Raw genomic sequence first — 25,131 nt, 5'->3', positions numbered from 1 at the left:
ATGAGCAAGGTCACGAGGACGGATCCCCGGGCGTCCGCGCCGCACGCGGCCGACAGCCACGATCTGATCCGCGTGCACGGCGCCCGCGAGAACAACCTCAAGGACGTCAGCATCGAGATCCCCAAGCGCCGGCTGACGGTGTTCACCGGCGTCTCCGGCTCGGGCAAGAGCTCACTGGTCTTCGACACCATCGCCGCCGAGTCGCAACGGCTGATCAACGAGACGTACAGCACCTTCGTCCAGGGCTTCATGCCCACGCTGGCCCGGCCGGAGGTCGACGTACTCGACGGACTGACCACCGCGATCATCGTCGACCAGCAGCGGATGGGCGCCGACCCCCGCTCCACCGTCGGCACCGCCACCGACGCCAACGCCCTGCTGCGCATCCTCTTCAGCCGGCTCGGCACGCCCCGCATAGGGTCGCCCAAGGCGTTCTCCTTCAACGTCGCCTCGATCAGCGGAGCCGGCGCGGTCACCCTGCGACGCGCCGGGCAGACCGTGCGGGAACAGCGCAGCTTCAGCGTCACCGGCGGCATGTGCCCGCGCTGCGAGGGCCGCGGCACCGTCTCCGACCTCGACCTCACCCAGCTCTACGACGACTCCAAGTCGCTCGGCGAGGGAGCGCTCACCGTCCCCGGTTACCAGCCGGGCGGCTGGAACCACCGCCTCTACAGCGAGTCGGGCCTCGTCGACCCCGACAAGCCGATCCGGGCGTACACGGAGCGGGAGTTGCGGGACTTCCTGCACCACGAGCCCACCCGCATGAAGATCGCGGGCATCAACATGACGTACGAGGGTCTCCTGGTCCGCATCCAGAAGTCGATGCTCGCCAAGGACCGGGAGGGCATGCAGCCGCACATCCGGGCGTTCGTGGACCGCGCCGTCACCTTCACCACCTGTCCCGAGTGCGACGGCACCCGGCTGAACGAGGGCGCCCGGTCGTCGAAGATCGAGGGGATCGGCATCGCCGACGCCTGCGCGATGCAGATCAGCGATCTCGCCGACTGGGTCGGGAAGTTGGCCGAACCGACGGTGGCGCCGCTGCTCGCGACGCTTCGGCACACCCTCGACTCGTTCGTCGGGATCGGCCTCGGCTACCTCTCGCTCGACCGGCCCGCGGGCACCCTGTCCGGCGGCGAGGCGCAGCGCACCAGGATGATCCGCCACCTCGGCTCCTCGCTCACCGACGTCACCTACGTCTTCGACGAGCCCACCATCGGCCTGCACCCGCACGACATCCAGCGCATGAACGGCCTGCTGCTCCAGCTCCGCGACAAGGGCAACACCGTGCTCGTCGTGGAGCACAAGCCGGAGACGATCGTGATCGCCGACCACGTCGTCGACCTCGGCCCCGGCGCGGGTACGGCCGGCGGCACCGTCTGTTTCGAGGGCACCGTGGACGGCCTGCGCGCCGCCGGTACCGTCACCGGCCGCCACTTCGACGACCGGGCGGTCCTCAAGGAGACGGTGCGTGAGCCCACCGGCACCCTGGAGATCCGCGGCGCCACGGAGCACAACCTGCGCGACGTCGATGTGGACGTGCCGCTGGGGGTCCTCGTCGTCGTCACCGGTGTCGCCGGTTCCGGCAAGAGCTCGCTGGTGCACGGGTCGATCCCGGCCGGCGAGGGCGTCGTCTCGGTCGGCCAGGGCGCGATCAAGGGCTCGCGCCGGAGCAATCCGGCGACGTACACCGGGCTCCTGGAGCCGATCCGCAAGGCGTTCGCCAAGGCCAACGGCGTCAAGCCGGCCCTGTTCAGCGCCAATTCGGAGGGTGCCTGCCCCCACTGCAACGGCGCGGGCGTCGTCTACACCGACCTCGCGATGATGGCCGGGGTCGCCACGACGTGCGAGGAGTGCGAGGGGAAACGGTTCCAGGCGGCGGTCCTCGACCACCACCTCGGCGGTCGTGACATCAGCGAGGTGCTCGCGATGTCGGTGACCGAGGCGCTGGAGTTCTTCGGTGCGGGTGAGGCGCGGACCCCGGCGGCGCACGCCGTCCTCGGCCGCCTCTCCGACGTCGGACTCGGCTACCTCAGCCTCGGCCAGCCGCTCACCACCCTCTCCGGCGGCGAACGCCAACGCCTCAAGCTGGCCGCGCACATGGCCGGCAAGGGCGGTGTCTACGTGCTCGACGAACCGACCGCCGGCCTCCACCTCGCCGACGTCGAACAACTCCTCGGCCTCCTCGACCGCCTCGTGGACTCCGGGAAGTCGGTGATCGTCGTCGAGCACCACCAGGCGGTCATGGCCCACGCCGACTGGATCATCGACCTCGGCCCGGGCGCCGGCCACGACGGCGGTCGCGTCGTCTTCGAAGGCACCCCCGCCGACCTCGTCGCGGACCGGTCGACCCTCACCGGGAAGCACCTCGCGGCGTACGTGGGTGCGTGAGCGACCCTCCGCCCGCCACCTTCCGGTCCCTCGCTACGGCCGCCATCCCAACGCCCGTGAGATACCCCGCGCGGCGAGCCGGACCGCCGGTACCAACACCGGTACGCGCGCGTCGACTTGAGACACCACGACCGACACCGCCGCGACCACCGCACCGCCCCGCTCACGCACCGGGGCGGCCACCGACAGGGCGTCGTCGGTGACCTGACGGTCACTCACCGCGACTCCGCCGCGCCGTACTTCGGACAGCACCCGGCGCAGTCGTACCGGATCAGTGATCGTGTACGGCGTGTAGGACGCCAACGGGGCGGCGCAGTAAGCCTCTTGGAAGTCCGGGTCGCCGTGCGCCAGCAGTGCGAGACCCACCCCGGTGGCGTGCAGCGGCCAGCGCGCGCCGACCCGGATGTGCACGCCGACCGCCGAGCGGCCGTTGATCCACTCGGTGTAGACGACCTCACCGCCGTCCCGCACGGCGAGCTGGACGTTCTCGTGGGTCGCCTCGTAGAGGTCCTCCAGATACGGCAGCGCCAGCTGCCGCAGGGCGAGTGCGCGCGGGGCGAGGGCGCCGATCTCCCACAGGCGCAGCCCCACGTGGTAGACGCCTGACGCGTCCCGTTCCAGCGCGCCCCATCCGGTGAGGGCGCCGGCGAGGCGGTGGGCGGTGGTGAGGCTGAGCCCGGCCCGGCGGCTGATGTCGCTCAGGCAGAGTGCCGGGTGCTCGTGGTCGAAGGCGGCCAGCACCGCCAGCAGCCGGTCCGGAGCCGAACGGCTCGTCATCGCCACGCCTCCTTCCGCCGGGCTCGCGGCCGTTCCGTCAGGCCAGCCCGTCCTCGGCGATCCGCAGCAACAGCGCGTGCAGCGCCTCCCGTTCGGCGGGTCCGAGCGGGCCGAGCAGGTCGTTGGTGACGCGCAGGCCCGCCTCGTCGGTGTCGCGCAGGAAGGCCCGGCCGTCCCGGGTCAGGACGACGATGCGGCTGCGCCGGTCGTCGGGGGAGGGGCGGCGCTCGGCGAAGCCCAGCCTCTCCAGGTCGTCGACGAGGCCGACGATCGCGCTGGGGTCGTAGCCGAGCCGGGTGCTGAGTTCCCGCTGAAGGGAGCCGTCGCCGGTGGCGAGGAAGCGGAGCAGGGCGTAGTGGCGCAGGCGCAGGCCCGACTCCTGGAGGAACGCGTTGAAGAGCTGGCCCGAGCGGAGTCCCAGCCGGTACAGGAGGTAGCCCGTGTCCGCGTGCAGCCCGCGCATCCACGGCTCGTGCGCGTCGATCGGGGCGGAATCCGTGGCGTCGTGCTGGCGGGCGATGGCGGGCTCCCCTGGTCGAGGCCCCGGGTGGGGCGCGCTGCGTACGGGACCCAGTCTGGCGCACCTGCCCAGTCGGCCTCAACTATTGACGTCAACAATTATTGCTCTTAGCTTCGATCTCGGAGCCGTTCCCCGGTCCGCCGCACGCACCCGGGACGTCCCGCCGTCGCCCCGCCTTGTGAAGGGACCCGCTCGTGCCCAGCATCGATCTGACCGGCAAGGTCGCCGTCGTCACCGGCAGCGGCCGGGGCCTCGGCCTCGCCTACGCCCACGCCCTGGCCGCCCACGGCGCGTCCGTGGTCGTCAACGACATCGACGAGGCGGTGGCCGAGCAGGCCGTGAAGTCCATCGCCGAGGCGGGCGGCACCGCCGTCGCCGAGGTGGTCGCGGTCGGGACCGCCGAGGCCGCGGAGCGGCTGGTGAACCGCGCGGTCGAGGAGTTCGGGCGGCTCGACGTCCTGGTCACCAACGCGGGCATCCTGCGCGACCGGGTGCTGTGGAAGATGACCGACGAGGACTTCGACGCGGTGATCACCACCCACCTGAAGGGCACTTTCACCTGCGCCCGCGCCGCCGCCGTCCGGATGCGCGAGCAGGGCGAGGGCGGCAGCCTGATCCTGGTCGGTTCGCCGGCCGGCCAGCGCGGCAACTTCGGCCAGACCAACTACGCCGCCGCCAAGGCGGGCATCGCCGCGATGGCCCGCACCTGGTCGATGGAGCTGGGCCGGGCCGGCATCACCGTCAACGCGATCGTGCCGGTCGCCGCCACCGCGATGACCGAGACGATCCCCGCCTTCGCGCCCTACGTGGAGGCCATGAGGAACGGCGCGCCGCTGCCGGACTTCCTGCGCAGGGGCGAGGGGTTCGGCACCCCCGAGGACTGCGCCGCCCTCGTCCCCTTCCTCGCCTCCGAGGCCGCGCGCGGGATCACGGGCCAGGCCATCGGCATCGGCGGCGACAGGGTGGCACTCTGGTCGCATCCGCGGGAGATCTCGACGGCGTACGCCGACGGCGGCTGGACCGCCGACGCCCTGGCCGACGCCTGGCACACCTCGGTCGGCGCCGAACCCCAGACCGTGGGCATCCCCGCGCCGAAGCTGCCGGAGGCGTGATGGACCTCGCCGAACTCGTCGCGATCGACGTCCACACCCATGCGGAGGTCTCCTCCAAGGGCCACTCATCCCTCCCCGACGAACTGCACGCCGCCTCCTCCGCCTACTTCGGGGTCGAGGGCAAGCGGAAGCCGACGCTGGAGGAGACCGCCGCGTACTACCGCGAGCGGCGGATGGCCGCCGTCATCTTCACGGTCGACGCCGAGTCCGCGACCGGAACCGAGCCCGTTCCCAACGAGGAGGTCGCCGAGGCCGCCGCCGCCCACCCGGACGTGCTGATCCCCTTCGCCTCCATCGACCCCTTCCGGGGCCGGGCCGGCGTGCGGCAGGCGCGGCGGCTGGTCGAGGAGTACGGGGTGAAGGGCTTCAAGTTCCACCCGAGCATCCAGGGCTTCTTCCCCAACGACCGGGCCCTCGCCTACGGCCTGTACGAGGTGATCGAGGAGACCGGCACGATCGCCCTGTTCCACACCGGCCAGACGGGCATCGGCGCGGGCGTGCCCGGCGGGGGCGGGATCCGGCTGAAGTACTCGAATCCGCTGCACGTGGACGACGTCGCCGCCGACTTCCCGCACCTCAAGATCATTCTGGCGCACCCGTCGTTCCCCTGGCAGGACGAGGCCCTCGCGGTCGCCACGCACAAGCCGGGGGTGCACATCGACCTCTCCGGCTGGTCGCCGAAGTACTTCCCGCCGCAGTTGGTGCGGTACGCCAACACCCTGCTGAAGGACAAGGTGCTCTTCGGCTCCGACTACCCCGTCCTCACCCCGGACCGCTGGCTGTCCGACTTCGCCGAGCTGTCCGTCAAGGACGAGGTCAGGCCGAAGATCCTCAAGGAGAACGCCGCCCGCCTGCTCGGGCTGACCACACCGTAAGGGGCACCGGATGCGCAACGAGGGACTGGGGTCCTGGCCCGCACGCCGGGCCCGGAAGACCCCGCACCGCACGGCCCTGGTCCACGGTGAGGTGTCGACCGACTACCGCACCCTGTACACCCGCACCAGCCGCCTCGCTCACGCCCTGCGCGCCCGGGGCGTACGGCGCGGCGACCGCGTCGCCTACCTCGGCCCCAACCACCCCGCCTACCTGGAGACCCTCTTCGCGGCCGGCACGCTCGGCGCGGTCTTCGTCCCCCTCAACACCCGCCTCGCCGCACCCGAGATCGCCTACCAGCTCGCCGACTCCGGTGCCAGAGCGCTCATTCACGACCCGACGCACACCGCACTCGTGGCCGGCCTGCCGGGCAGCACCGATGTGCGTACGTACGTCGAAGTCGGCCACGACTACGAGGAGTTGCTCGCGGCGGCCGGCGCCGAGCCGATCGACGAAACCGTGACCGCCGACGACACCTGCCTCATCATGTACACCTCGGGCACGACAGGCCGCCCCAAGGGCGCCATGCTCACCCACGGCAACCTGGTCTGGAACGCGGTCAACGTGCTCGTCGACACCGACCTCACCACCGACGAACGCGCCCTGGTTTCCGCCCCGTTGTTCCACACCGCGGGCCTCAACATGCTCACCCTGCCGGTGCTGCTCAAGGGCGGCACCTGCGTCCTGGCCGGGGCCTTCGACCCGGCGGCCACCTTCGACCTGATCGAACGCCACCGGATCACCTTCATGTTCGGCGTGCCCGCGATGTTCGACCAACTGGCCCGCCACCCCCGCTGGCGGGACGCCGACCTCTCCTCGCTGCACCTCCTGACCTGCGGCGGCTCCCCGGTCCCCACCCCGCTGATCACCGCCTACCAGGAGCGCGGACTGACCTTCCTCCAGGGGTACGGCATGACGGAGGCGTCCCCCGGCACGCTGTTCCTGGACGCCGAACACGCCGTCGGCAAGGCCGGTTCCGCAGGGGTGCCGCACTTCTTCAGCGACGTACGGGTCGTGCGGCCCGACCTGACCCCGGTCGAGGCGGGCGAGACGGGCGAGGTCGTGGTGCGCGGCCCGCACGTCATGCCCGGCTACTGGGGTCTGCCCGAGGAGAGCGCCGCCGTCCTCGCCGACGGCTGGTTCCGCAGCGGGGACGCGGCCCGGGTGGACGACGACGGTTACGTGTACATCGTCGACCGTATGAAAGACATGATCATCTCCGGTGGGGAGAACATCTACCCGGCCGAGATCGAGGATCTGCTGCTCGCCCACCCGGACATCGTCGAGTGCGCGGTCATCGGCGTGGCGGACGACAGGTGGGGCGAGGTGCCGCGCGCGGTCGTCGTCCCCCGCGAGGGCACCGCCCTCGACCCCGGCGAGGTGCTGGCGTCGCTGTCCGGGCGCCTCGCCAAGTACAAGATCCCCAAGTCGGTGGTGGTCGCGGACGAACTCCCGCGCACCGCCTCCGGGAAACTCCTCAAGTCCCGGGTGCGCGAGCGCTTCGGCACCCGGCAACTCCCCTGAAGGAAAAGGCACTTATGGGCATCACTGTGAACGGCCTCGACGAACTCAAGAAGCTCGCCGGCGGTGACCTCGGCACCAGTGAGTGGATCGAGGTCACCCAGGAGCGCATCAACACCTTCGCCGACGCGACGGGTGACCACCAGTGGATCCACGTAGACCCCGAGAGGGCGGCCACCGGCCCCTTCGGCGCCCCCATCGCACACGGCTACCTCACCCTCTCCCTCTTCATCCCGCTCTTCACCGGACTGCTGGACGTCCAGGGCGTCACGACGAAGGTCAACTACGGCCTGGACAAGGTCCGTTTCCCCGCGCCGGTGAGGGCCGGTTCCCGCATCCGCCTCGCCGCGAGGCTCGCCTCGGTCGAGGACGTGCCCGGCGGGGTGCAGATCGCCGTCGAGGGGACGGTGGAGATCGACGGCGGGCCGAAGCCCGCCGTCGTCCTGCGGAGCCTGTCCCGCTTCTACCTCTGACCGGCCGCTACTGCTGCCGGTAGGCGTACACGGTCGTGGACACCTGGCACACGCCCGGCTGGACGACTTCGGCGCGCAGGGTGCCGCCGCGCACGTCGTAGTCGATCCCCTCGGCCTCGAACGTGCCCGTGCAGATGCTGCGTTGGGGCAGCGCGAGCAGGCTCGTCACCGTGCCGGTGACCGGCTGTCCGTCCAACCGGTGGGGCAGGTCGACCTGGAGGAGCGGCCGGACCTCCGGGAACCTGCTCGCCGACGCGTCGTCCGAGACGCACACCAGGCGGGTGTCCGTCACGAAGTCGCAGCCCTGGATGTCGTTCACCGTCCTGTCCAGGGTGATCTGCCCGGCCTGCGGCAGCGCCCCGCCCGTCGCCGGCGTGGACGCGTTGAGCAGGGGCGCCGGGAAGACCTGGAGCCTGGTCTGGTCGCCCCACTCGCCCGACACCAGCCACTGGCTGTCGGGCGAGACGGCCGCGAACGAGTTGTTGATCTTCTCGCCGGCGTCCAGCCGATGGACGTACGTGTAGCGCTGCCCGGACGGTGTGGTGACCGCGTACATCTTCGACGTGGCGGTGTCCGCGCCCTGGTAGGCGTCGAAGACGTAGCCGTCGGCGATGTCCGGGTCACCGATGTGGTTCCAGCCCTGGATCCGCAGGTCCAGCGGGATGGACGCGAGCCCGCGGTACAGCAGCGAGCCGTCCGCGCGACTGGCGACGCCCTCGCCACCGCCGAGGCTGTCGGTGTAGGCCGTGCCGGTCTCCGTCCACTGCGGGCCGTCGGCCGAGGCGGCGCTCACACCGAGCGCCAGGGCGGTCAACAAGCAGACGGTAATGGTCAGTTGACGCTTCATCAGGCTCCTACCACGTCGACGAAGATGGGGTTGGCATAGAACCACGTGTCGGCCCAGGGGTCGCCGTCGCCCGGCGTGTGCGGGATCGGCCCGTGCGGGTCGACGGAGGCGCCCAGGTAGCCCGCGCCGTGCCGGTTGCCGTCGCTGCCGCGCAGCCGCAGATAGAAGGACTCGGCCCCGGCGGTCACCGGGACGCGCAGGGTGTACGTCCCCTTGCGGCCGCTCACGTCCGCCGTACGGACGACCTTCGTGTCCGGCGCCCGCCACGCGTCCCGGTCGCCCACCGGACCGCGCACCGCGCCCCGGATCACGTCCACGTGGGCCAACTCCGGCAGGATCCCGCGGGGGTTGGGCCGGGAAGCGCTGGTCACCGTCACGTTCAGGGTGAGCTTCTCGCCCGCCCGCACCCGCAGCCGGCCGCCCAGCGTGACACCCCGCCCGTGGTCGTGGTCGCGCCCCAGCCGTACCTCCAGCCCGTCCAGCAGATGGCCGTGGTCGAGCCAGATCCGGCCCGCCCGCAGACCCGCCATCACCGCGCCGTAGCCGTAGCGGGTGACCCCGACATGGGTGCGGCTGAACTCGCCCGGCCAGAAGTCGCTGCCGGGCTGCGGGGTCCCCGTCTCCACCGGGTCGGGCAGCCTGCCGGTGTTGTCGAAGTTCTGCCCGGCCGGCCAGGCGCCGTTGGCCCAGGTGTCGAAGACGGTGCGGTGGTTGTCGGAGTTGCTGGTGATCGAGAAGAGCCGGCCCTCGGCCAGCATCGAGTCCCACAGCCCGCCGACGGTCGCCGTCGCCCAGTCGAAACCGCCGTACGTCACATACGCGTCCGCCGGATACCCCGGCCATGACTGCGCCGACGGCCTGTTCTCGTACTCGCCGCGCACCGACGCCGCACCGCGCAGGCCGGGGACGGCCGCACCCTGGGCGCCCGGCGCGCCCTCCATGCCGATCATGATCTCGGGCGCCGCGTCCCGCCAGGCGCGCATCTCGTGCGGGGAGTCGATGCCGAGCCGCAGGGGGTGGTTGGCGAACACCAGGACGTCGTCGACGTAGCCGGTACGGCGCTGCTCGGCCAGCCACTTCAGGCCGTGCACGGCGTGAGCCTCGTTGCGGGCCGTGTCCGCGTCGGCGGCGCCGCCCTTGTCGTACCCCAACAGCTTCCCGTCGTAAGCGAGTTCGAAGCGGGTGAGGAGATCGACCTCGTGCGGTCCCGGGGCGGCGAACACCGTGCAGTGCTCCGCGGCCGGGATGTACCACTCCAGGCCCTGGAAGATCAGCAGGCGCGGGTTCGCGGAGCGCGCTTCGAGGATCTCGGCGTGCTCCAGCTTCGCGCCGTGGGAGACGTGCCCGAAGTTGGCGTGCTCGTTGAAGACCATCCAGTCCAGGCCGTACCGCGCGGCCGCGCGGGCCTGCTGGGAGAAGGTGTACTTCGCGTCATGGCTGTAGACGGAGTGCACATGGTGGTCGCCGACGAGATACGCCAGCTGCGGGTCGTCGCCGCCCGGGCCCCGGCCGGCCGCAGCCGCGGAGGGGGCGAGCGGACCGCCGGCGACGGCGAAAGCGGCGCCGAACAGACCCGCCCGGCGCAGCAGTTGACGCCGGGAGACACCCTGGGCGTCGAGGTCGGCGGGGGAGACGGACGGGTCGGCCCAGGCGGGCAGCTGCTGGTCGGTCATGATGGTGTGGGAGTCCTCTTCGGAGCGGTCAGTGGTTCATGAAGGACGGGCAGGGCAGCGCCCGTTCGACGATCCGGGCAGCGCGGTCGCCCGCGGGAAACCGCGTCGCGCCCGGCGCCCGCCCACGGCGCCCGCCCACGGCGCCCGCCCACGGCGGCCGCCCACGGCGCCCGCCCACGGCGGCCGCCCACGGCGGCCGGCACCGGCGGCTGTGGCCAACTCCGTTTTTAGTAAAGCGGGTTGGGCCGCACGGCCCGGTCGCGGCACCGCTTCCTCGTGGTGGCTCGCGGCGGTGAGGTCGTCGGCGCGGTAACGGTGACGGTGACCTGGCGGGGTCCGTCGAGGGTGACCGCGAGGCCGGTGACGTCCGGCGCCGACAGCGTGCGGCGCCGTACGCCGTACCGACCGGCGCCCACCTGCGACCGGCGGCAGGGAGTGAGCAACCCGTAGACCGGGTGGGCGTGTTGAGCAACGGGTGCGCCGGTGCTCCGGTCGGGGTGCGACTCCCAGGAACCCCGTCCGCACCACTCCGGTGGATCCATCCCGGTACCGCTCGAAGACTGCGCCGCCCAGCTCGTCGCTGTCGGTGGGCGCCCGCCAGGGCGACAGCGCGGGAGCGGCCGTCAGTAACGGGTGCGCGAGAAACCCCGCACCGCCGCCGTTGATCGCCACGACCATTACGACCGCCACGACCGGGCCGGTCGTCGGCCAGGCAGCCGACTCCGCCGCGCCTGACCGTACTTGAGAGCCGGGCGCGGTGGCCCCGTCCCCGTACAGTCCGGCGCCCGCGCGGCCGGTCGGTCTTCCGTCGCTCACACGCCGCAGGATTCCGTGGTCCCGGAACTCCCGGATGAAGCCGCCCTGAAGACCCGGGGTGGACTCGATGGCGGCCCGGTGGTCCGGCCGGCGTGCCGTCGCTGTTCCCCGCCGCGCGGGAGCACTCGCGCTCGAGGCGCGGCTCGGACCGGCCCGTGTCACCACTCGAAGGCTCGTCGGGACTCCGCGTCGTGGTGCCCGGAATTCGCGCGCCGCTCCGCCCGGTTGATCAATATCTGAACGGAACTGAGCACAGGGCTGAGGGGAGATGACGCGTACTGTTCGCGGCGTGCCGGCGGAACGACGACACCACCTCATCCTGCCGGCCCTGCGCTGGGGCGGCCCCGCTGCCGTGACCGGCCTCTCCGCACCGCAGGTCGTGAGCCCCGCCCCGGCCAGGCGCGCCCTGCTCAGGCTGGAGCAGGCCGGGCTGCTCACCCGGGTGCACGGCAACGCCGTGGACGGCCTGAAGGATCAGCCTCACGCCGAGGTCGCAGAGGTCCCCCGAGGACACCGAGGTCCCTGAGGTCACGGAGGTCGCCGAGGTCACCGAGGTGCGGGTGGTCGAGACGGACGCCATAGCCGCGCGGGCCGCCGCCCTGATGGCCGACGGCCGGTCGGTCCTCCTCGGCATCGGGACCACGGCGTCCCGGCCGATCCGGCCACCGCACGGCCGCCGGCTCGCTGCGACCGTCGAGCGGCACCGGTTCGCTGCCCTCGTCGTCGGCGCGTTCCTCGTGGACCACCGGGCTGCCGGTGGCCATGGTCCGGCGCGAGTACCGCTCCCTGGTCGGCTTCCTCACCGAGGACAGCCCGCGCCGACTGCACGCCGACCGGGTCTTCCTCGGCGCCGACGGGGCGCGGCCCGGCGGACAGGTGACGGACACGACGGTGGTCGGGGTGCCCGTCGAACGGGCCATGACCGAGGTCGGTGAGAAGGTCGTCCTGCGCGCCGGCGCGCAGAAGTTCCCGGGCACGGGGCTGGCGAAGGTCTGCGGTCCGGAGAAGCTGGACGTGGTGGTGACGAACGCCCCGGTCGGCCCGGTGACCCGCTCCCCGCTGGAGGAGACGGGCGCCGAGGTGGTCGTGGCAGGAAAGGTGCAGGCGTGAAGCTGACGATTCTGGGCGGCGGCGGGTTCCGGGTGCCGCTTGTCCACGGGGCGCTCCTGACGGACCGCGGCGAGGGCCGGGTCACGGAGGTGGTGCTGCACGATCTCGACGCCGGCCGGCTGCACGCGGTCGCCCGGGTACTGGCCGAACAGGCGTCGACGGTCCCCGACGCCCCCGTGGTGACCGCCACGACCGACCTCGACCAGGCGCTGCGCGGCGCCGACTTCGTCTTCTCCGCGATCCGCGTCGGCGGCCTGGCCGGCCGTGCCGACGACGAACGGGTGGCGCTGGCCCAGGGCGTGCTGGGCCAGGAGACGGTCGGCGCGGGCGGTATCGCCTACGGTCTGCGGACGGTCCCGGTGGCCGTCGACATCGCCCGGCGGGTGGCACGGCTGGCACCCGACGCCTGGGTCATCAACTTCACCAACCCGGCCGGTCTGGTCACCGAGGCCATGTCCCGCCACCTCGGTGACCGGGTCATCGGCATCTGCGACTCGCCGGTCGGCCTCGGCCGCCGGATCGCGCGGGTGCTCGGCGCCGACCCGGGGGAGGCGTTCGTCGACTACGTCGGACTCAACCACCTCGGCTGGGTGCGCGGGCTGCGGGTCGCCGGCCGCGACGAACTGCCGCGCCTGCTCGCCGACCCGGAGCTGCTCGGCTCCTTCGAGGAGGGCAAGCTCTTCGGCCCCGACTGGCTGCGGTCCCTGGGCGCCGTCCCCAACGAGTACCTGCACTACTACTACTTCAACCGCGAGACCGTACGCGCCTACAGCGCCGCCGAGAAGACCCGCGGGGCCTTCCTCCGCGACCAACAGGCCGGTTTCTACGCGGAGATGGAGCGTCCGGAGACGGCGGCGCTGGCCGCCTGGGAGCGCACCCGGGCCGAGCGGGAGGCCACCTACATGTCCGAGAACCGGGAGAGCGCCGGGGCCGGCGAACGCGCCGCCGACGACCTCTCCGGCGGTTACGAGAAGGTGGCCCTCGCCCTGATGCGGGCCATCGCCCGGGACGAGCGCACCACCCTCATCCTCAACGTGCGCAACCGGGGCACCCTGTCCGTCCTCGACACGGACGCCGTCATCGAGGTGCCGTGCCTGGTCGACGCCAACGGCGCCCACCCGGTCGCCGTCGACCCGCTGCCCGGCCACGCCACCGGGCTGGTCTGCGCGGTCAAGGCGGTCGAGCGCGAGGTGCTCACCGCGGCGGAGACTCGCTCGCGGACGACGGCGGTGAAGGCGTTCGCGCTCCATCCGCTGGTCGACTCCGTGAACGTGGCCCGCAGGCTGGTCGAGGGCTATGCCGAGGTCCATCCCGGGTTGGCGTACCTTGAGTAAGCGCTTTCTCCCTTAGTGGCTCCCTGGTTCCCTGGAGACTTCCCATGCACGACGAACGCAGCCGGATCGAGGAGCGCGTCCAGCGCGTCCATCACCAGCGCGTCAAGCCCGCGATCTACGCGGCCACCGCACCCCTCGTGGTCGAGGCCTGGCAGGCCCCGGGCGAACCCGTGCCCTTCGCGGAGGCCGCCGCCGCGCCGTACGCGCCGTTCGCGATGGACACCCCCTGGGGTCCGCCCTGGGGCACCACCTGGTTCCGGATGCGCGCCGAGGTGCCCGCGGAGTGGGCCGGCAAGCGGGTGGAGGCGGTCATCGACCTCGGGTTCACCGACGACTGGCCGGGCAACCAGGCCGAGGCGCTGGTGCACCTGACGGACGGAACGCCGCTGAAGGCCGTCAACCCGCTCAACCAGTACGTGCCGGTCGGCAACCCGGTGGCGGGCGGCGAGGTGATCGACTACCTGGTGGAGGCGGCCTCCAACCCCGACATCCTGGCGAACGGCTTCGTCGCGCCGACGCCGATGGGCGACATACTGACGGCGGGCGACCGTCCGCTGTACACATTCCGCCGCGCCGACCTCGCCGTCCTCGACGAGGAGGTCTTCCACCTCGATCTGGACCTCCAGGTGCTGCGCGAACTCATGGTGGAGCTGGGCGAGCACGACCCGCGCCGGCACGAGATCACGCACGCGCTGGACCGGGCCATGGACCTGCTCGACCTCGACGACGTCTCCGGCACGGCGGCCGACGTACGGGCCGCGCTCAAGCCGGTGCTGTCCCGGCCCGCCAACGCCAGCGCCCACCTCATCTCCGGTGTCGGCCACGCGCACATCGACTCGGCCTGGCTGTGGCCGATCCGCGAGACCAAGCGCAAGACCGCCCGCACCTTCTCCAACGTGACCTCCCTCGCCGACGAGTACGAGGAGTTCGTCTTCGCCTGCTCGCAGGCCCAGCAGTACGAGTGGGTGCGCGACAACCACCCGCAGGTGTGGGCCCGCATCCAGGAGTCGGTCAAGCGCGGCCAGTGGGCGCCGGTCGGCGGCATGTGGGTGGAGGCCGACGGCAATCTGCCCGGCGGCGAGGCGGTGGCCCGCCAGTTCGTCCACGGCAAGCGGTTCTTCATCGAGCACTTCGGCGTCGAGACCAAAGGCGTCTGGCTGCCCGACTCCTTCGGCTACAACGCGGCCTACCCGCAGCTCGCGAAGCTGGCCGGCAACGAGTGGTTCCTCACCCAGAAGATCTCCTGGAACCAGACGAACAAGTTCCCCCACCACACCTTCTGGTGGGAGGGCATCGACGGCACCCGGATCTTCACCCACTTCCCGCCGGTCGACACCTACAACGCCCGGTTCAGCGGCGAGGAGATGTCCCGCGCGGTCCGCAACTACCGGGAGAAGGGCGGCGCGACACGCTCGCTGGCACCCTTCGGCTGGGGCGACGGCGGCGGCGGCCCGACCCGCGAGATCATGGAACGGGCCCGCCGCCTCGCCGACCTGGAGGGCTCGCCGAAGGTCGTCGTCGAGCATCCGGACGCCTTCTTCGCGAAAGCCCGGGAGGAGTACCCCGACGCCCCGGTCTGGGTCGGCGAGCTGTACCTGGAGCTGCACCGCGCCACCTACACCTCCCAGGCCCGCACCAAGCAGGGCAACCGGCGCAGCGAACACAAGCTGCGCGAGGCCGAGTTGTGGGCGACCACGGCCGCGCTGCACACGCCGGACTACGCCTACCCGTACGAGAAGCTCGACCGGCTGTGGAAGACGGTCCTGCTGCACCAGTTCCACGACATCCTGCCGGGCTCGTCGATCGCCTGGGTGCACCGTGAGGCCGAGGCCGAATACGCCCGCGTGGCAGCCGAATTGGAGGAGCTGACCGCCGAGGCCGTGGCCGCGCTGGGCGGCGGGGAGACCACCGTCTTCAACACCAGCCCCTACGACCGCGCCGAGGTCATCCGGACGGCGACCGGTGTGCCGATGTTCGCGCGGGTCCCCGCCAACGGCAGCGCCCCGCTCGCCACCGACACCGTCCCGCGGCCGGTGACGGTCACCGACCGCGTCCTCGACAACGGCCTGGTGCGGGTCGAACTCGCCGACGACGGCACGTTCGCCTCCGTGCGCGACCTGCGGGCCGGCCGCGAAGTCCTCGCCGGCCGGGGCAACCTGCTGCGCCTCCACACCGACCTGCCCAACTGCTGGGACGCCTGGGACGTCGACAAGCACTACAAGAACCGCTACACCGACCTGCTGGACGCCGACTCCATCACCGTCGTCGACCAGGACCCGCTGCTCGGCGCGCTCCGCGTGGAGCGGTCGTTCGGCAACGGTTCGAGGATCGTCCAGACCGTCACCGTCCGCGCGGGCAGCTCCCGGATCGACGTGGAGACCGACCTCGACTGGCACGAGGCGGAGAAGTTCCTCAAGGCGGCCTTCCCGGTGGACATCAGAGCCCCGCACTCCTCGGCGGAGATCCAGTTCGGCCATGTACAGCGGCCCACGCACACCAACACCACCTGGGAGGCGGCCCGGTTCGAGGTCTCCGGCCACCGCTGGGTGCATGTCGCCGAGCCCGGCTACGGGGTCGCCGTCATCAACGACTCCACCTACGGCCACGACGTGTCGCGCACGGTCCGCGAGGACGGCGGCACCACGACCACCGTCCGGCTCAGCCTGGTGCGCGCCCCGCGCATCCCGGACCCGGGGGCCGACCAGGGCAGGCACCGCTTCACCTACGCGCTGCTGCCCGGCGCGCGCGTCGAGGACGCGGTCGCGGCGGGCTACGCGCTCAACCTCCCGCTGCGGGTGGCCGATTCGGCGGGCGCCCGCCGCCCGGTCGTCTCCGTCGACGGCGAGGGCGTGACCGTGGAGGCGGTCAAGCTCGCCGACGACGCCTCCGGCGATGTCGTGGTACGGCTCTACGAGTCGCGCGGCGGCCGGGCCCGGGGCGTGCTGCGCACCGGCTTCCCGCTCGCGGACGCCCAGGTCACCGACCTGCTGGAGCGTCCCCTGGAGGCGGCCGGAACCGACGGCGACCAAGTCGCCGTGGAGCTGCGGCCGTTCCAGATCCTGACGCTGCGGCTGCGGCGGGCCGACGCACGCGTGTAGTGCCCGGGGGACGGTTCCGGCCTTGTGCCGGGGCCGTCCCCGACCCTCAACCGGCCCGTACGTAGGGGGAGTTCGGCCCTGCCCGGGCAACCGTGCTCGGCGTGGGGGCACCCTCGGGCGGGCACCCCCACGCCGGCGCTCAGCCGGTGAAGCCGGCCGTGATGGACGTGAACTGCCAGGTGCCCTGGCCGATGCCGGAGCAGTTGCTGACAACGCCGCCGCCGGCGCACGGCCGGTCGCGGTTGACGGCCCAGTACGCGAGCCGGGCGATGTGGTGGGAGTTGGCCCAGTCCCGGATCGAGGTCCAGATCGCCGGGGTGGTGTTCTCCTGCTGGTCGCTGAGACCGTTCATGCCGGAGATGCCGATGTGCGCGTACGCCGTGGCGTCGTCCCAGCCGAAGGTCGACTTCAGCTTGGTCTTCAGCCCCTCGGCGGCGGCGACCGTGTTGCCGTACATGTCGGAGCCGCCGCCGAAGTCGAACGGCATGATGGTGAAGACGTCGATGCCGGCGTTGAGCGACTGTGCCTGCTCGATCAGCCGGTTGCCGTAGTACGTCGGGCCGGTGGTCGAGGTGCCGAAGGTGACGATCGTCCGCAGACCGGGGTTGTCGGCCTTGACGGTCTTCAGCGCGGTGAGGATCTTCGCCTGGACGGCCTCGTTCTCGAACTCGTCCGTGTTCTCGATGTCCATGTCGATCGCCCTGAGGCCGTAGGCGCTGATCACCTTCTGAAGCGCCCCGGCGAGTGCGCTCGCGGAGGAGCAGTTGGCGCCGAGCTTGCTGCCCTGCCAGCCGCCGAAGGAGGGGACGATGTCGCCGCCCGCGGCTCGGATCTGGTTGATGGCCGTCTGGTCGACGCCGCCGGTCAGCGCACGGCTGCCGTCCCAGGCGGGTGTGCAGCCGCCGGAGTCCAGCACGAAGGCCATCGTGAACCACTTGGCGCCGGTCGCCGCCATCACCGTCGCCGGGTTGGGCGGGTCGCCCCACCCTTCGTACAGGTAGGGGGCGGCCTGCTTGAATCCGGTGGAGCCGCTGCCCGCGTCCGTGGTGACGCTCACGGAGTTGGAGGCCGCGGAGGTGTTCCCGGCCGCGTCGCGTGCCTTCACGGTGAACGTGTAGGCGGTACTGGCGGACAGCCCGGAGACCGTGCCGGTGGTACCGGAGACGGTGAGCAGCCTGGTGGTGCCGCTGTAGACGTCGTACGCGCTCACGCCCACGTTGTCACTGGAGGCGCCCCACGACAGCGAGACGCTCGACGACGTCTTGCCGGTGGAGGTCAGGCCGGTCGGCGCGGTGGGCGCCTGGGTGTCGGAGCCGCCGCCACCGGGACCGTCCAGGCTGATGTCGTCCGCGTAGTAGGTGCCCTGCGCGTACCAGCCGTGGGTGTAGATGGTGGCGCTGGTCTGCGTGGCTCCGGTGGTGAAGCCCACCGTCAACTGGCTGTACGCCGACGGGGAGGTCGTCCAGGTGGAGGCGCCGCCGTTCACGCCGAGGTAGACATAGCTGCCGCGCACCCAGCCGCTGAGCGAGTACGCCGTGTTCGGCTGCACGGCGACCGTCTGGGAGCACTGTGCGGTGTCACTCGAACTCGGCGCTCCCGCAAGGGCTTTGGTTCCCCCGTGCACCGGCGTCGTGACGACCGAGCCGAGGTTGCCGGTGCAGGACCAGGGGGAGACCGAGCCCGACTCGAAGCCGGGGTTGGTCAGGATGTTGGCCGCCTGTGCCGTGCCGGGCAGCGCGATGGCCCCGGCCAGGGCCAGGGCGGCGGAACCGAGCAGGGCGAGGACCCGCCGTCTTGAACGTCTGAAGGTGTCGCGCACGCGATCTCCCTGAAGGAATGGGGGTGTTCGGGAGTGCAGGAAGGTGCGCGACCAATTTGGTATGGACCAATCGCGGCGTCAAGGCGTCCCGCCATGATTGGTCCAGACCGGTATGGAGTTGTGTCGTAGGAACCGTGGAGCGGGAACGCCGCGGTCCACGGACCGGGTCGAAGCCCGGTCCAGGACGGATGCAGGCGGAGTGCGGGCGGAGTACCGGCCGGGCCCAGGGCGGGTGCGGGCCCGGCCCGGTGCTGAGCCGTCGTGACATAGGTGCGGAGCCGGGCGGGATCTAGGCCGGAGCGGCGGCGCGGCGGTTCGTCCCCGCCGTGGCCGTGGGCTCCGCCGCCTCCGTGGGCTGCGTCGTCGCGCTGGCGGCCACGGCGGCGGACGCGGCCGGCAGCAGCGGCTCCGGCTCCTCCGCACGCTGCGGAGGCACCGACACCGGCCGCAGCGGACGCGGACCCGACACCACCGTGTAGTCCTGGCCCAGGAACGGCGGTTCGATCGTGCCGGGGTCCTCACCGAGGGCCAACTGCACGGCCGCCCAGGGGGCGTTGACACCACACAGCGCCAGCTGGTGCAGGCCGCCCGCCGGACGGGTGTTCACGTCGAGCAGCACCGGCAGGCCGCCGTACATACGGAACTGGATGTTGGACAGATAGTGCAGCCCGAAGCCCTCGGCGATCCGGCGGGCCGGTTCCAGCCACCGCTCGTGCAGGGTGAAGCCGCGACGGCGGCCGTTCTTCGTGCGGCCCACGGCCAGCCGGATCCGGTTGTCGGGCCCGGTCAGACAGTCGACCGACACCTCCGGCTCCGCCAGGCGTGGCATCACCAGCAGGTCGACGGGCTCCTCGGCCTGCCGCAGCGCCTCGGCCACCAGGTCCAACTGGACGTAGGGGCTGGGGAATCCGTCCAGATGCATGAGGGAGAAGGGCGCGCGCGTGATCACCCGGAAGCCCACCCCGCCCGCGCCGGACGCCGGCTTGAAGCACGCCTTGTGACCGTCCGCCTCCAACTCCTCCACAGCCGCGACGAGTTGGTCGGCAGTCCGGGCCCGGTACCACGGCGGGACCGGCACCCCGATCGCCTGCACCGCCTCGTAGGCGATCACCTTGTCCTCGAAGACCGCCACCGCCTCGGGGGTCGGCGCGAGCAGAGCCGTGCCGACCGCCGCGAACTCCGCGCGGTGCGCGACGATCGCCGACTGGTGCAGCCGGGGCACGAACACGTCGATACCGCGGCGCACGCACTGGTCGAGGGCGTACTCGACGTACGCGGCCGGGGAGAGACCCTCCGGCTCCACGTCGGCGGTGTCGGCGGCGGCCAGCACGGGGGAGTCCGCGTCGCCGTGCGTGGCATGGATGTCGACGGCCCGGTCGCTGGGATTCCTCCGCAGCTGATCCATGAAGAACACGTTCTCCGCGTACGTGCGGTTGAGCCAAACGCGTACGCGAGAGACCATGCAGGGCCGTCCTTTCGGGGTCACGGGCACGACGAAGCGGGCCGTGCCCGGCCAAGGTGTTGGGAGGTACACCAAACCGCCCTTGCGAAGGGAAGTTCGTGGCGGTGGTGTTGGGGCGATCATACGGGGTGCGCGAGGTGCCGCGTGCAACGCGCGTGTTACGGATTTCCCCTGCCTGTCCACCCGCCCCGGCGGCCACGACCGCCGCGTTCGCGCCCCACTGGCTGATCCGCCGCCTTGTCCCCGGTCCCCGAGTGTGTTCTCGTTGACCCATTCGTGTGCGCGGAGGAGGCGAGAGGTGGAGTCGACGGCCGGCGGTGCCGGACAGCTGCTGGCCATCAGCGACCTGCACATCGGGTATCCCGAGAACCGTGCCCTGGTCGAGAGCCTGCGCCCCGAGACGGACGACGACTGGCTGATCGTCGCCGGTGACGTCGCCGAGACGGTGGCCGACGTCCGCTGGGCGCTCCAGCAGCTCGCCGACCGCTTCCGCAGAGTCCTCTGGGTGCCCGGCAACCACGAACTGTGGACCCACCCCCGCGACACCCTCACCCTGCGCGGTGTCGCCCGCTACGAACACCTCGTCGCCCTGTGCCGGGAGCTCGGCGTGACCACTCCCGAGGACCCCTACCCCGTCTGGTACGGGCCCGGCGGCCCGGTCGTGGTGGCCCCGCTCTTCCTCCTCTACGACTACTCCTTCCTGCCGGACGGCTGCGCCACCAAGGACGAGGGAGTCACCTACGCGCACGGCACCGGCATCGTCTGCAACGACGAGTACCTGCTGCACCCCGACCCCTACCCCAGCCGCGAGGCCTGGTGCCGGGCCCGCGTCGCCGAGACCGAACGCCGGCTCGCCGCCCTGCCCGAGTCGCTGCCCACGGTCCTGATCAACCACTACCCGCTCGACCGGCACCCGACCGACGTCCTGTGGTACCCGGAGTTCGCCATGTGGTGCGGCACCACCCTGACCGCCGACTGGCACCGCCGCTTCCGCGTGGACACCATGGTCTACGGCCACCTCCACATCCCGCGCACCACCTACCACGAGGGTGTCCGCTTCGAGGAGGTGTCCGTGGGATACCCCCGCGAATGGCGCAAGCGACCGGAACCGCCGGGCCGACTGCGCCGCATACTGCCGATGGAGGTCGGATCCGGTGATCGAGGCGCTGCTCCCGGACTCGGTGGTGGCCGTGGAAGCACACGGTGACGAGGGGAGTCCGCAAGCCCCGCTGTATCCCGAGGAAGAGGCCCGTCTGACGCGCGCGGTGGCCAGGCGGCGCCGCGAGTTCGCCGGCGTACGGGCCTGTGCGCGGCGCGCCATGGAGAAGCTCGGCGTGCCCCCGCAGCCGGTCCTGCCCGGCGACCAGGGCGCCCCCCGCTGGCCGACCGGCCTGGTCGGCAGCATGACCCACTGCGACGACTACTACGCCGCCGCGCTGGCCCGCGCCACCGACCTGGTCTCCCTCGGCATCGACGCCGAACCGCACGGCCCGCTCCCGCAGGAGGTGGTCCCCGTCGTCTTCCTGCCCGCCGAGCGGGAGCGGCTGCGCCGGCTCTCCGAGGAGCGGCCCGAAGTCCACTGGGAGCGGCTCCTGTTCAGCGCCAAGGAGTCCGTCTACAAGGCGTGGTTCCCCCTCACCGGCGAGTGGCTGGACTTCTCCGAGGCCGACATCGAGCTCTCCGCCGACCCCGACCCCGACCCCGACTCCGGCACCCACCCCGGCATCAGCACCGGAGGCGGTCTGCGGGCCCAACTCCTCGTGCCGGGACCGGAGGTGGGGGGCCGGCGCCTCGACGTCTTCGAGGGCCGGTGGATGGTGGCGCACGGGCTGATCGCGACGGCCGTCACGATCCCGCACCCCTGACACCTGCTCACGGCTCGGGACACCAGGTCTCCAGCAGGCGGAAGAACTCCTCCTCGTTGCCCCGCAGTCCGGCGTCGGCCAGCGCCTGCTCCGCCTCGGCGAACACCGAGGGCGGCACCACGGGTGGTCGGCCGCCGGGCGGTCCGTCGAAGGCGGCGCGCACGGTGTGCAGCAGCCGCAGATAGGCCTGGACGGCGGTGCGTTCACGGTCGGTCGGTACGGCGGTCCGCATCGGTCGGCTCCCCTGTTCGGCATCGGACGGTCACGCGCGCCTCCGTACGGCGGTGGCACGTCTCCAGCTTGCCGTCCGCCACTGACAATGACCGTGGACCGCGCGCCGCTTCGCCCGCTCGGCGGAGAGCCCCGTCGGCGGGAGTGGCCTCGCGAGCCGAGTTGAGCCGAGTTGAGCGGCGGGGAACCACGGGGAACCGCGGGCGTCGGCAGGGGACTGCGCGGTCCGTGCGGCGAGGCGGCCGGCGAACTCGACGACCTCCCGTCGCCCGACGCCAGTTGGTGCCGGCTCCCGGATCAGGACTCGGGCCGCTTGACGCTTTCCAGGAGCATGTCCAGCCACTCCGCGACCTTGTCCCGGTGCTGGTCGGTGGGGAGTTGGGCCGCGCGCCAGGCGATGCCCCGTACCCCGTGGTCCTGGAGCAGCCGCTCCAGCGGGTCGCCCGCGGACTCCGCGGCGGCCCGCTCACGGTCGGCGAGCTGCTGCAGCAGCTCCTGCTCGGCGCGCTGGAGGGCGCCGGCCAGCGCCTCGGGGTCCTCGGCGGTGAGGAAGCCGGCGTGCACGCGGAAGAAGCGCTGGAGCGCGTCGCAGTGCTCCATGGTCGGCCGCCGGTCGCCGTTGATGAGCGCGCCGGCCTGCTGGCGGGACATGCCCGCGCCGTCGGCGATCTCCTGCTGGGTGTACTTGCGCCCGTTGGGCTTCAGCCGGGTGCGGCGCAACAGGTCGAGCCGTTGCAGGAAGCGAGCCTGCACATCGGGTTCGCCCGCCGGACGGCCGCTCAGCAACGCCCTGATCACGGAGTGCGGGACCCCGCAGGCGTCGGAGAGCGCGCCGACGTGAAAGACCTCGGCCTGCGGTACGCCGAGCCGTTCGGTCAGCGCGGTGACGCGGGCGACGACGGCGGGCAGCAGAGCGGTCGCCGCGGCGCCCGGAACCTCGAAGCCATCCGACACCGACAGATCTCCTACGTCTCTCACAGGCTTCTCACAAATGGTGGCCGTGAACATCCCGGAGAGTATCGGTTCGTTCGAACCCGCATCCAGGTCTCGCCACAACTGTGGCCAATTTCAGCCGTCAACCAGCATGAAATGCCACGATAGTTGACATGGCTTGCGTCGGGGCAGGAGGATCAAGGCGCCGCGTGAAGGCCGCATAGGCAAGAGGGGTGACCTCCCGATGGCGTATCAGGCAGGTGGGCAGCGGTCCGCGCCGCGGCCCGTCCCCGAGAGTCCGGAAGCCCAGGCGTATCTCCAGGACTACGCCGCGCTGTTGGAGGCTGTCGCCTTTCCCTCCTTCGTGGTGGACCACCGCTGGGACGTGGTGCTGGCCAACAGCGCGTTCAAGTCACTCTTCGGGGGCGTCGGTTCGCATCCGACGGCGCTGCCTGGCGAGAACTTCCTGCGCTTCGTCCTCTTCCACCCGGACGCGGCCACGGTCCTCGGGGAGCACGAGTCGAGCTGGTGCCTGCCGATGCTGGCGCACTTCGCAGCGGCCGTGGAGCGGCACGGGCACGACCACGGACTCCAGGCCATCCGCCGGGACATCGCCCAGGACCCGATCATGGAGGCCGCCTACCGGCAGGGCCTCCCGCACTGGGTCCGCGCGGTCGGCGAGTGCGCCGTCGAGCACGACGGGGCGATCCGCCCGGTGCTCCATCCCGACCCGCGGTGGGGAGCCACCGACTGTCGGGTCGTCGGCGAGACCCCCAAGACCCTTCAGGAGATGGGCTACACGCGCTTCACCCTGGTCCTGCGCGAGGCCCGTCGCGCTCCGGCCAGACCCCGCCTCGCACGCCGCGGTGCCGCGCATCTGAGGGTCGTGCCCGAGCGCGGGTGAGGGCCCGTACGGCGGGCCACCCCCGTCGAGGTGTCGGCAGACGGTCGTCGGCCGACACCCGGATCTCGCCGCGACACCGGCAACTGCCGCTCCCTGAAAGGTCGGTTCGGACGGCGGATGGACAGCCGTGGGCCGACGTTCCTCACCTGGTGGCCCCCCTCTTGATCCGAACGGTCTCCGAACGGCCCTCCACCGGTTTCCGGGGACCGAACCCGCCCGCCGCCCCCTCGCCCGAAGGTCGCTGGGGGCACCCCGTCGTCGGTGGCGATGACGTGCCAGCTTTACGCAAGCTACTTGCGTTTCTTGCGCTATTCTTGCGCGTATGACGCGACGACTTGCTGAGGTGGCGAAGAAGGTCGGGGTCAGCGAGGCCACGGTCAGCCGGGTGCTCAACGGCAAACCCGGTGTCTCCCAGGCCACCCGGCAGGCCGTGCTGTCGGCCCTGGACGTCCTCGGCTACGAGCGGCCCACCCAACTGCGCGGCGAACGGGCCCGGCTCGTCGGTCTCGTCCTGCCCGAGCTGCAGAACCCCATCTTCCCGGCCTTCGCCGAGGTGATCGGCGGCGCCCTCGCCCAGCGCGGACTCACCCCCGTGCTGTGCACCCAGACCAAGGGCGGGGTCTCGGAGGCCGACTACGTGGAACTCCTGCTCCAACAGCAGGTCTCCGGCGTGGTGTTCGCCGGCGGCCTGTACGCGCAGGCCGACGCCGAACACGGTCACTACCGGCTGCTCGCCGACCGCAACATCCCCGTGGTCCTCGTCAACGCGGCCATCGAACACCTCGGCTTCCCGAGCGTCTCCTGCGACGACGCCGTCGCCGTCGAGCAGGCCTGGCGCCATCTCGCCTCGCTCGGCCACCAACGGATCGGACTGCTGCTCGGGCCCGCCGACCACGTGCCCTCCGCCCGCAAGCTGGCCGCCGCGCGGGCGATCGCGGGGGAGCTGCCCGACACGTACGTGGCGCGCGCCATCTTCTCCATCGAGGGCGGTCACGCTGCGGCGTCCCGGCTGATCGACCAGGGCGTCACCGGCATCATCTGCGCCAGTGACCCGCTCGCCCTCGGCGCGGTGAGAGCCGCCCGGCGCAAGGCACTTGACGTACCGTCACGTATCTCCGTCGTCGGCTACGACGACTCCGCGTTCATGAACTGCACCGAACCCCCGCTGACGACCGTGCGCCAACCCATCGAGGCCATGGGCCGGGCGGCGGTGGAGTTGCTGAATGCGCAGATCGGCGGGACCGCCGTACCGGCCGAAGAGCTGCTGTTCGAACCGGAGTTGGTGGTCCGCGGTTCGACCGCGCAAGCGCCGCGCGACTGAGATCCGGCGGATTCTCCCCGCTGTCGAATAATTACAGATCCCGCGTGACAT

19 protein-coding genes and 2 pseudogenes are annotated in these 25,131 nt (G+C 71.8%); 12 read left to right on the top strand and 9 right to left on the bottom strand.

Annotated features, from left to right (window positions below; genetic code table 11):
- Window positions 1-2,391: an excinuclease ABC subunit UvrA gene (locus ABZT12_RS24225; RefSeq protein WP_356388208.1), complete on the top strand. Its 2,391-nt coding sequence runs from the start codon at window positions 1-3 to the stop codon at window positions 2,389-2,391.
- Window positions 2,392-2,424: 33 nt separating this feature from the next.
- Here the strand turns inward: ABZT12_RS24225 and ABZT12_RS24220 are convergent, their stop codons facing one another.
- The gene (locus tag ABZT12_RS24220; RefSeq protein ID WP_356388206.1) at window positions 2,425-3,168 is read right to left on the bottom strand and encodes an IclR family transcriptional regulator; all 744 of its coding nucleotides are present in this window, start codon (window positions 3,166-3,168) and stop codon (window positions 2,425-2,427) included.
- A 37-nt stretch (window positions 3,169-3,205) separates the two neighbouring features.
- Window positions 3,206-3,631, bottom strand: coding sequence for a MarR family transcriptional regulator (locus tag ABZT12_RS24215; protein WP_356388203.1), 426 nt, complete (start codon window positions 3,629-3,631; stop codon window positions 3,206-3,208).
- 251 nt (window positions 3,632-3,882) lie between these two features.
- Between ABZT12_RS24215 and ABZT12_RS24210 the strand changes: the two genes are divergently transcribed.
- From ABZT12_RS24210 to ABZT12_RS24195, 4 genes are read left to right on the top strand one after another with little or no spacing between them, the layout of a single operon-like run.
- The gene (locus ABZT12_RS24210) at window positions 3,883-4,800 is read left to right on the top strand and encodes an SDR family oxidoreductase (RefSeq protein WP_356388201.1); all 918 of its coding nucleotides are present in this window, start codon (window positions 3,883-3,885) and stop codon (window positions 4,798-4,800) included.
- The gene (locus ABZT12_RS24205; protein WP_356388199.1) at window positions 4,800-5,675 is read left to right on the top strand and encodes an amidohydrolase family protein; all 876 of its coding nucleotides are present in this window, start codon (window positions 4,800-4,802) and stop codon (window positions 5,673-5,675) included. Before ABZT12_RS24210 ends, ABZT12_RS24205 begins: the two co-directional genes overlap by 1 nt.
- Before the next feature lie 10 nt (window positions 5,676-5,685).
- Window positions 5,686-7,197 carry a long-chain fatty acid--CoA ligase gene (locus tag ABZT12_RS24200; protein ID WP_356388197.1) on the top strand — a complete coding sequence of 504 codons (1,512 nt, stop codon included), beginning with the start codon at window positions 5,686-5,688 and terminating at the stop codon, window positions 7,195-7,197.
- Window positions 7,198-7,211: 14 nt separating this feature from the next.
- A complete protein-coding gene (locus tag ABZT12_RS24195; RefSeq protein WP_356388195.1) occupies window positions 7,212-7,667 on the top strand; it encodes a MaoC family dehydratase in 456 nt (151 codons plus the stop codon).
- Between the two features lie 7 nt (window positions 7,668-7,674).
- Here the strand turns inward: ABZT12_RS24195 and ABZT12_RS24190 are convergent, their stop codons facing one another.
- From ABZT12_RS24190 to ABZT12_RS24180, 3 genes and pseudogenes are all read right to left on the bottom strand, one after another.
- Window positions 7,675-8,514: a hypothetical protein gene (locus ABZT12_RS24190; RefSeq protein ID WP_356388193.1), complete on the bottom strand. Its 840-nt coding sequence runs from the start codon at window positions 8,512-8,514 to the stop codon at window positions 7,675-7,677.
- Window positions 8,514-10,187 carry a histidinol-phosphatase gene (locus ABZT12_RS24185; RefSeq protein ID WP_356388191.1) on the bottom strand — a complete coding sequence of 558 codons (1,674 nt, stop codon included), beginning with the start codon at window positions 10,185-10,187 and terminating at the stop codon, window positions 8,514-8,516. Before ABZT12_RS24185 ends, ABZT12_RS24190 begins: the two co-directional genes overlap by 1 nt.
- Before the next feature lie 252 nt (window positions 10,188-10,439).
- Window positions 10,440-11,145, bottom strand: a pseudogene (locus ABZT12_RS24180) (hypothetical protein); the annotation flags it as partial.
- 147 nt (window positions 11,146-11,292) lie between these two features.
- On the opposite strand from ABZT12_RS24180, the pseudogene ABZT12_RS24175 reads away from it, so the two are divergent.
- From ABZT12_RS24175 to ABZT12_RS24165, 3 genes and pseudogenes are all read left to right on the top strand, one after another.
- Window positions 11,293-12,113: pseudogene (locus ABZT12_RS24175) on the top strand (DeoR family transcriptional regulator).
- The gene (locus ABZT12_RS24170) at window positions 12,110-13,447 is read left to right on the top strand and encodes a 6-phospho-beta-glucosidase (protein ID WP_356388189.1); all 1,338 of its coding nucleotides are present in this window, start codon (window positions 12,110-12,112) and stop codon (window positions 13,445-13,447) included. The pseudogene ABZT12_RS24175 and the gene ABZT12_RS24170 overlap by 4 nt, the downstream one beginning before the upstream one ends.
- 44 nt (window positions 13,448-13,491) lie before the next feature.
- Window positions 13,492-16,545 (top strand): glycoside hydrolase family 38 C-terminal domain-containing protein, encoded by a 3,054-nt coding sequence (locus ABZT12_RS24165; RefSeq protein WP_356388186.1) that lies wholly within the window; start codon window positions 13,492-13,494, stop codon window positions 16,543-16,545.
- A gap of 139 nt (window positions 16,546-16,684) precedes the next feature.
- Here the strand turns inward: ABZT12_RS24165 and ABZT12_RS24160 are convergent, their stop codons facing one another.
- Window positions 16,685-18,364, bottom strand: a complete 1,680-nt coding sequence (locus ABZT12_RS24160; protein WP_356388184.1) for a carbohydrate binding domain-containing protein — start codon at window positions 18,362-18,364, stop codon at window positions 16,685-16,687.
- Between the two features lie 289 nt (window positions 18,365-18,653).
- Complete coding sequence (locus ABZT12_RS24155; RefSeq protein WP_356388182.1) at window positions 18,654-19,826, bottom strand: ATP-grasp domain-containing protein; 1,173 nt, start codon at window positions 19,824-19,826, stop codon at window positions 18,654-18,656.
- Window positions 19,827-20,124: 298 nt separating this feature from the next.
- Here ABZT12_RS24155 and ABZT12_RS24150 point away from each other — a divergent pair, with 298 nt between their 5' ends.
- Together ABZT12_RS24150 and ABZT12_RS24145 are read left to right on the top strand one after the other, a co-directional pair.
- Window positions 20,125-21,033, top strand: coding sequence for a metallophosphoesterase (locus ABZT12_RS24150; RefSeq protein WP_356388180.1), 909 nt, complete (start codon window positions 20,125-20,127; stop codon window positions 21,031-21,033).
- Entirely contained in the window at window positions 20,981-21,691 is a 711-nt protein-coding gene (locus ABZT12_RS24145) for a 4'-phosphopantetheinyl transferase superfamily protein (protein ID WP_356388178.1), read from the top strand. The genes ABZT12_RS24150 and ABZT12_RS24145 overlap by 53 nt, the downstream gene beginning before the upstream one ends.
- Window positions 21,692-21,698: 7 nt before the next feature.
- Here the strand turns inward: ABZT12_RS24145 and ABZT12_RS24140 are convergent, their stop codons facing one another.
- A complete protein-coding gene (locus ABZT12_RS24140) occupies window positions 21,699-21,923 on the bottom strand; it encodes a hypothetical protein (RefSeq protein ID WP_356388176.1) in 225 nt (74 codons plus the stop codon).
- Window positions 21,924-22,219: 296 nt separating this feature from the next.
- On the bottom strand, window positions 22,220-22,876 hold the full coding sequence (locus ABZT12_RS24135) for a helix-turn-helix transcriptional regulator (protein ID WP_356388174.1): 657 nt from the start codon (window positions 22,874-22,876) through the stop codon (window positions 22,220-22,222).
- A 223-nt stretch (window positions 22,877-23,099) separates the two neighbouring features.
- Between ABZT12_RS24135 and ABZT12_RS24130 the strand changes: the two genes are divergently transcribed.
- Window positions 23,100-23,759 carry a hypothetical protein gene (locus ABZT12_RS24130; RefSeq protein ID WP_356388172.1) on the top strand — a complete coding sequence of 220 codons (660 nt, stop codon included), beginning with the start codon at window positions 23,100-23,102 and terminating at the stop codon, window positions 23,757-23,759.
- A gap of 322 nt (window positions 23,760-24,081) precedes the next feature.
- Entirely contained in the window at window positions 24,082-25,080 is a 999-nt protein-coding gene (locus ABZT12_RS24125; RefSeq protein WP_356388170.1) for a LacI family DNA-binding transcriptional regulator, read from the top strand.
- Window positions 25,081-25,131: the final 51 nt, after the last annotated feature.

Source organism: Streptomyces sp. NPDC005423 (genome assembly GCF_040606415.1).
Lineage (GTDB): Bacteria > Actinomycetota > Actinomycetes > Streptomycetales > Streptomycetaceae > Streptomyces.
Note: the sequence above shows the minus strand (reverse complement) of the source record. Positions and strands in the feature narration are given on the sequence as shown.

What these genes read in the sequence shown, in the direction of transcription:
- ABZT12_RS24155 (WP_356388182.1), bottom strand. Translation starts at nt 19,826, where the DNA reads ATGGTCTCTCGCGTACGCGTTTGGCTCAACCGCACGTACGCGGAGAAC.
- ABZT12_RS24195 (WP_356388195.1), top strand. Translation starts at nt 7,212, where the DNA reads ATGGGCATCACTGTGAACGGCCTCGACGAACTCAAGAAGCTCGCCGGC.
- ABZT12_RS24165 (WP_356388186.1), top strand. Translation starts at nt 13,492, where the DNA reads ATGCACGACGAACGCAGCCGGATCGAGGAGCGCGTCCAGCGCGTCCAT.
- ABZT12_RS24225 (WP_356388208.1), top strand. Translation starts at nt 1, where the DNA reads ATGAGCAAGGTCACGAGGACGGATCCCCGGGCGTCCGCGCCGCACGCG.
- ABZT12_RS24190 (WP_356388193.1), bottom strand. Translation starts at nt 8,514, where the DNA reads ATGAAGCGTCAACTGACCATTACCGTCTGCTTGTTGACCGCCCTGGCG.
- ABZT12_RS24205 (WP_356388199.1), top strand. Translation starts at nt 4,800, where the DNA reads ATGGACCTCGCCGAACTCGTCGCGATCGACGTCCACACCCATGCGGAG.
- ABZT12_RS24130 (WP_356388172.1), top strand. Translation starts at nt 23,100, where the DNA reads ATGGCGTATCAGGCAGGTGGGCAGCGGTCCGCGCCGCGGCCCGTCCCC.
- ABZT12_RS24185 (WP_356388191.1), bottom strand. Translation starts at nt 10,187, where the DNA reads ATGACCGACCAGCAGCTGCCCGCCTGGGCCGACCCGTCCGTCTCCCCC.
- ABZT12_RS24140 (WP_356388176.1), bottom strand. Translation starts at nt 21,923, where the DNA reads ATGCGGACCGCCGTACCGACCGACCGTGAACGCACCGCCGTCCAGGCC.
- ABZT12_RS24200 (WP_356388197.1), top strand. Translation starts at nt 5,686, where the DNA reads ATGCGCAACGAGGGACTGGGGTCCTGGCCCGCACGCCGGGCCCGGAAG.
- ABZT12_RS24220 (WP_356388206.1), bottom strand. Translation starts at nt 3,168, where the DNA reads ATGACGAGCCGTTCGGCTCCGGACCGGCTGCTGGCGGTGCTGGCCGCC.
- ABZT12_RS24215 (WP_356388203.1), bottom strand. Translation starts at nt 3,631, where the DNA reads ATGCGCGGGCTGCACGCGGACACGGGCTACCTCCTGTACCGGCTGGGA.
- ABZT12_RS24125 (WP_356388170.1), top strand. Translation starts at nt 24,082, where the DNA reads ATGACGCGACGACTTGCTGAGGTGGCGAAGAAGGTCGGGGTCAGCGAG.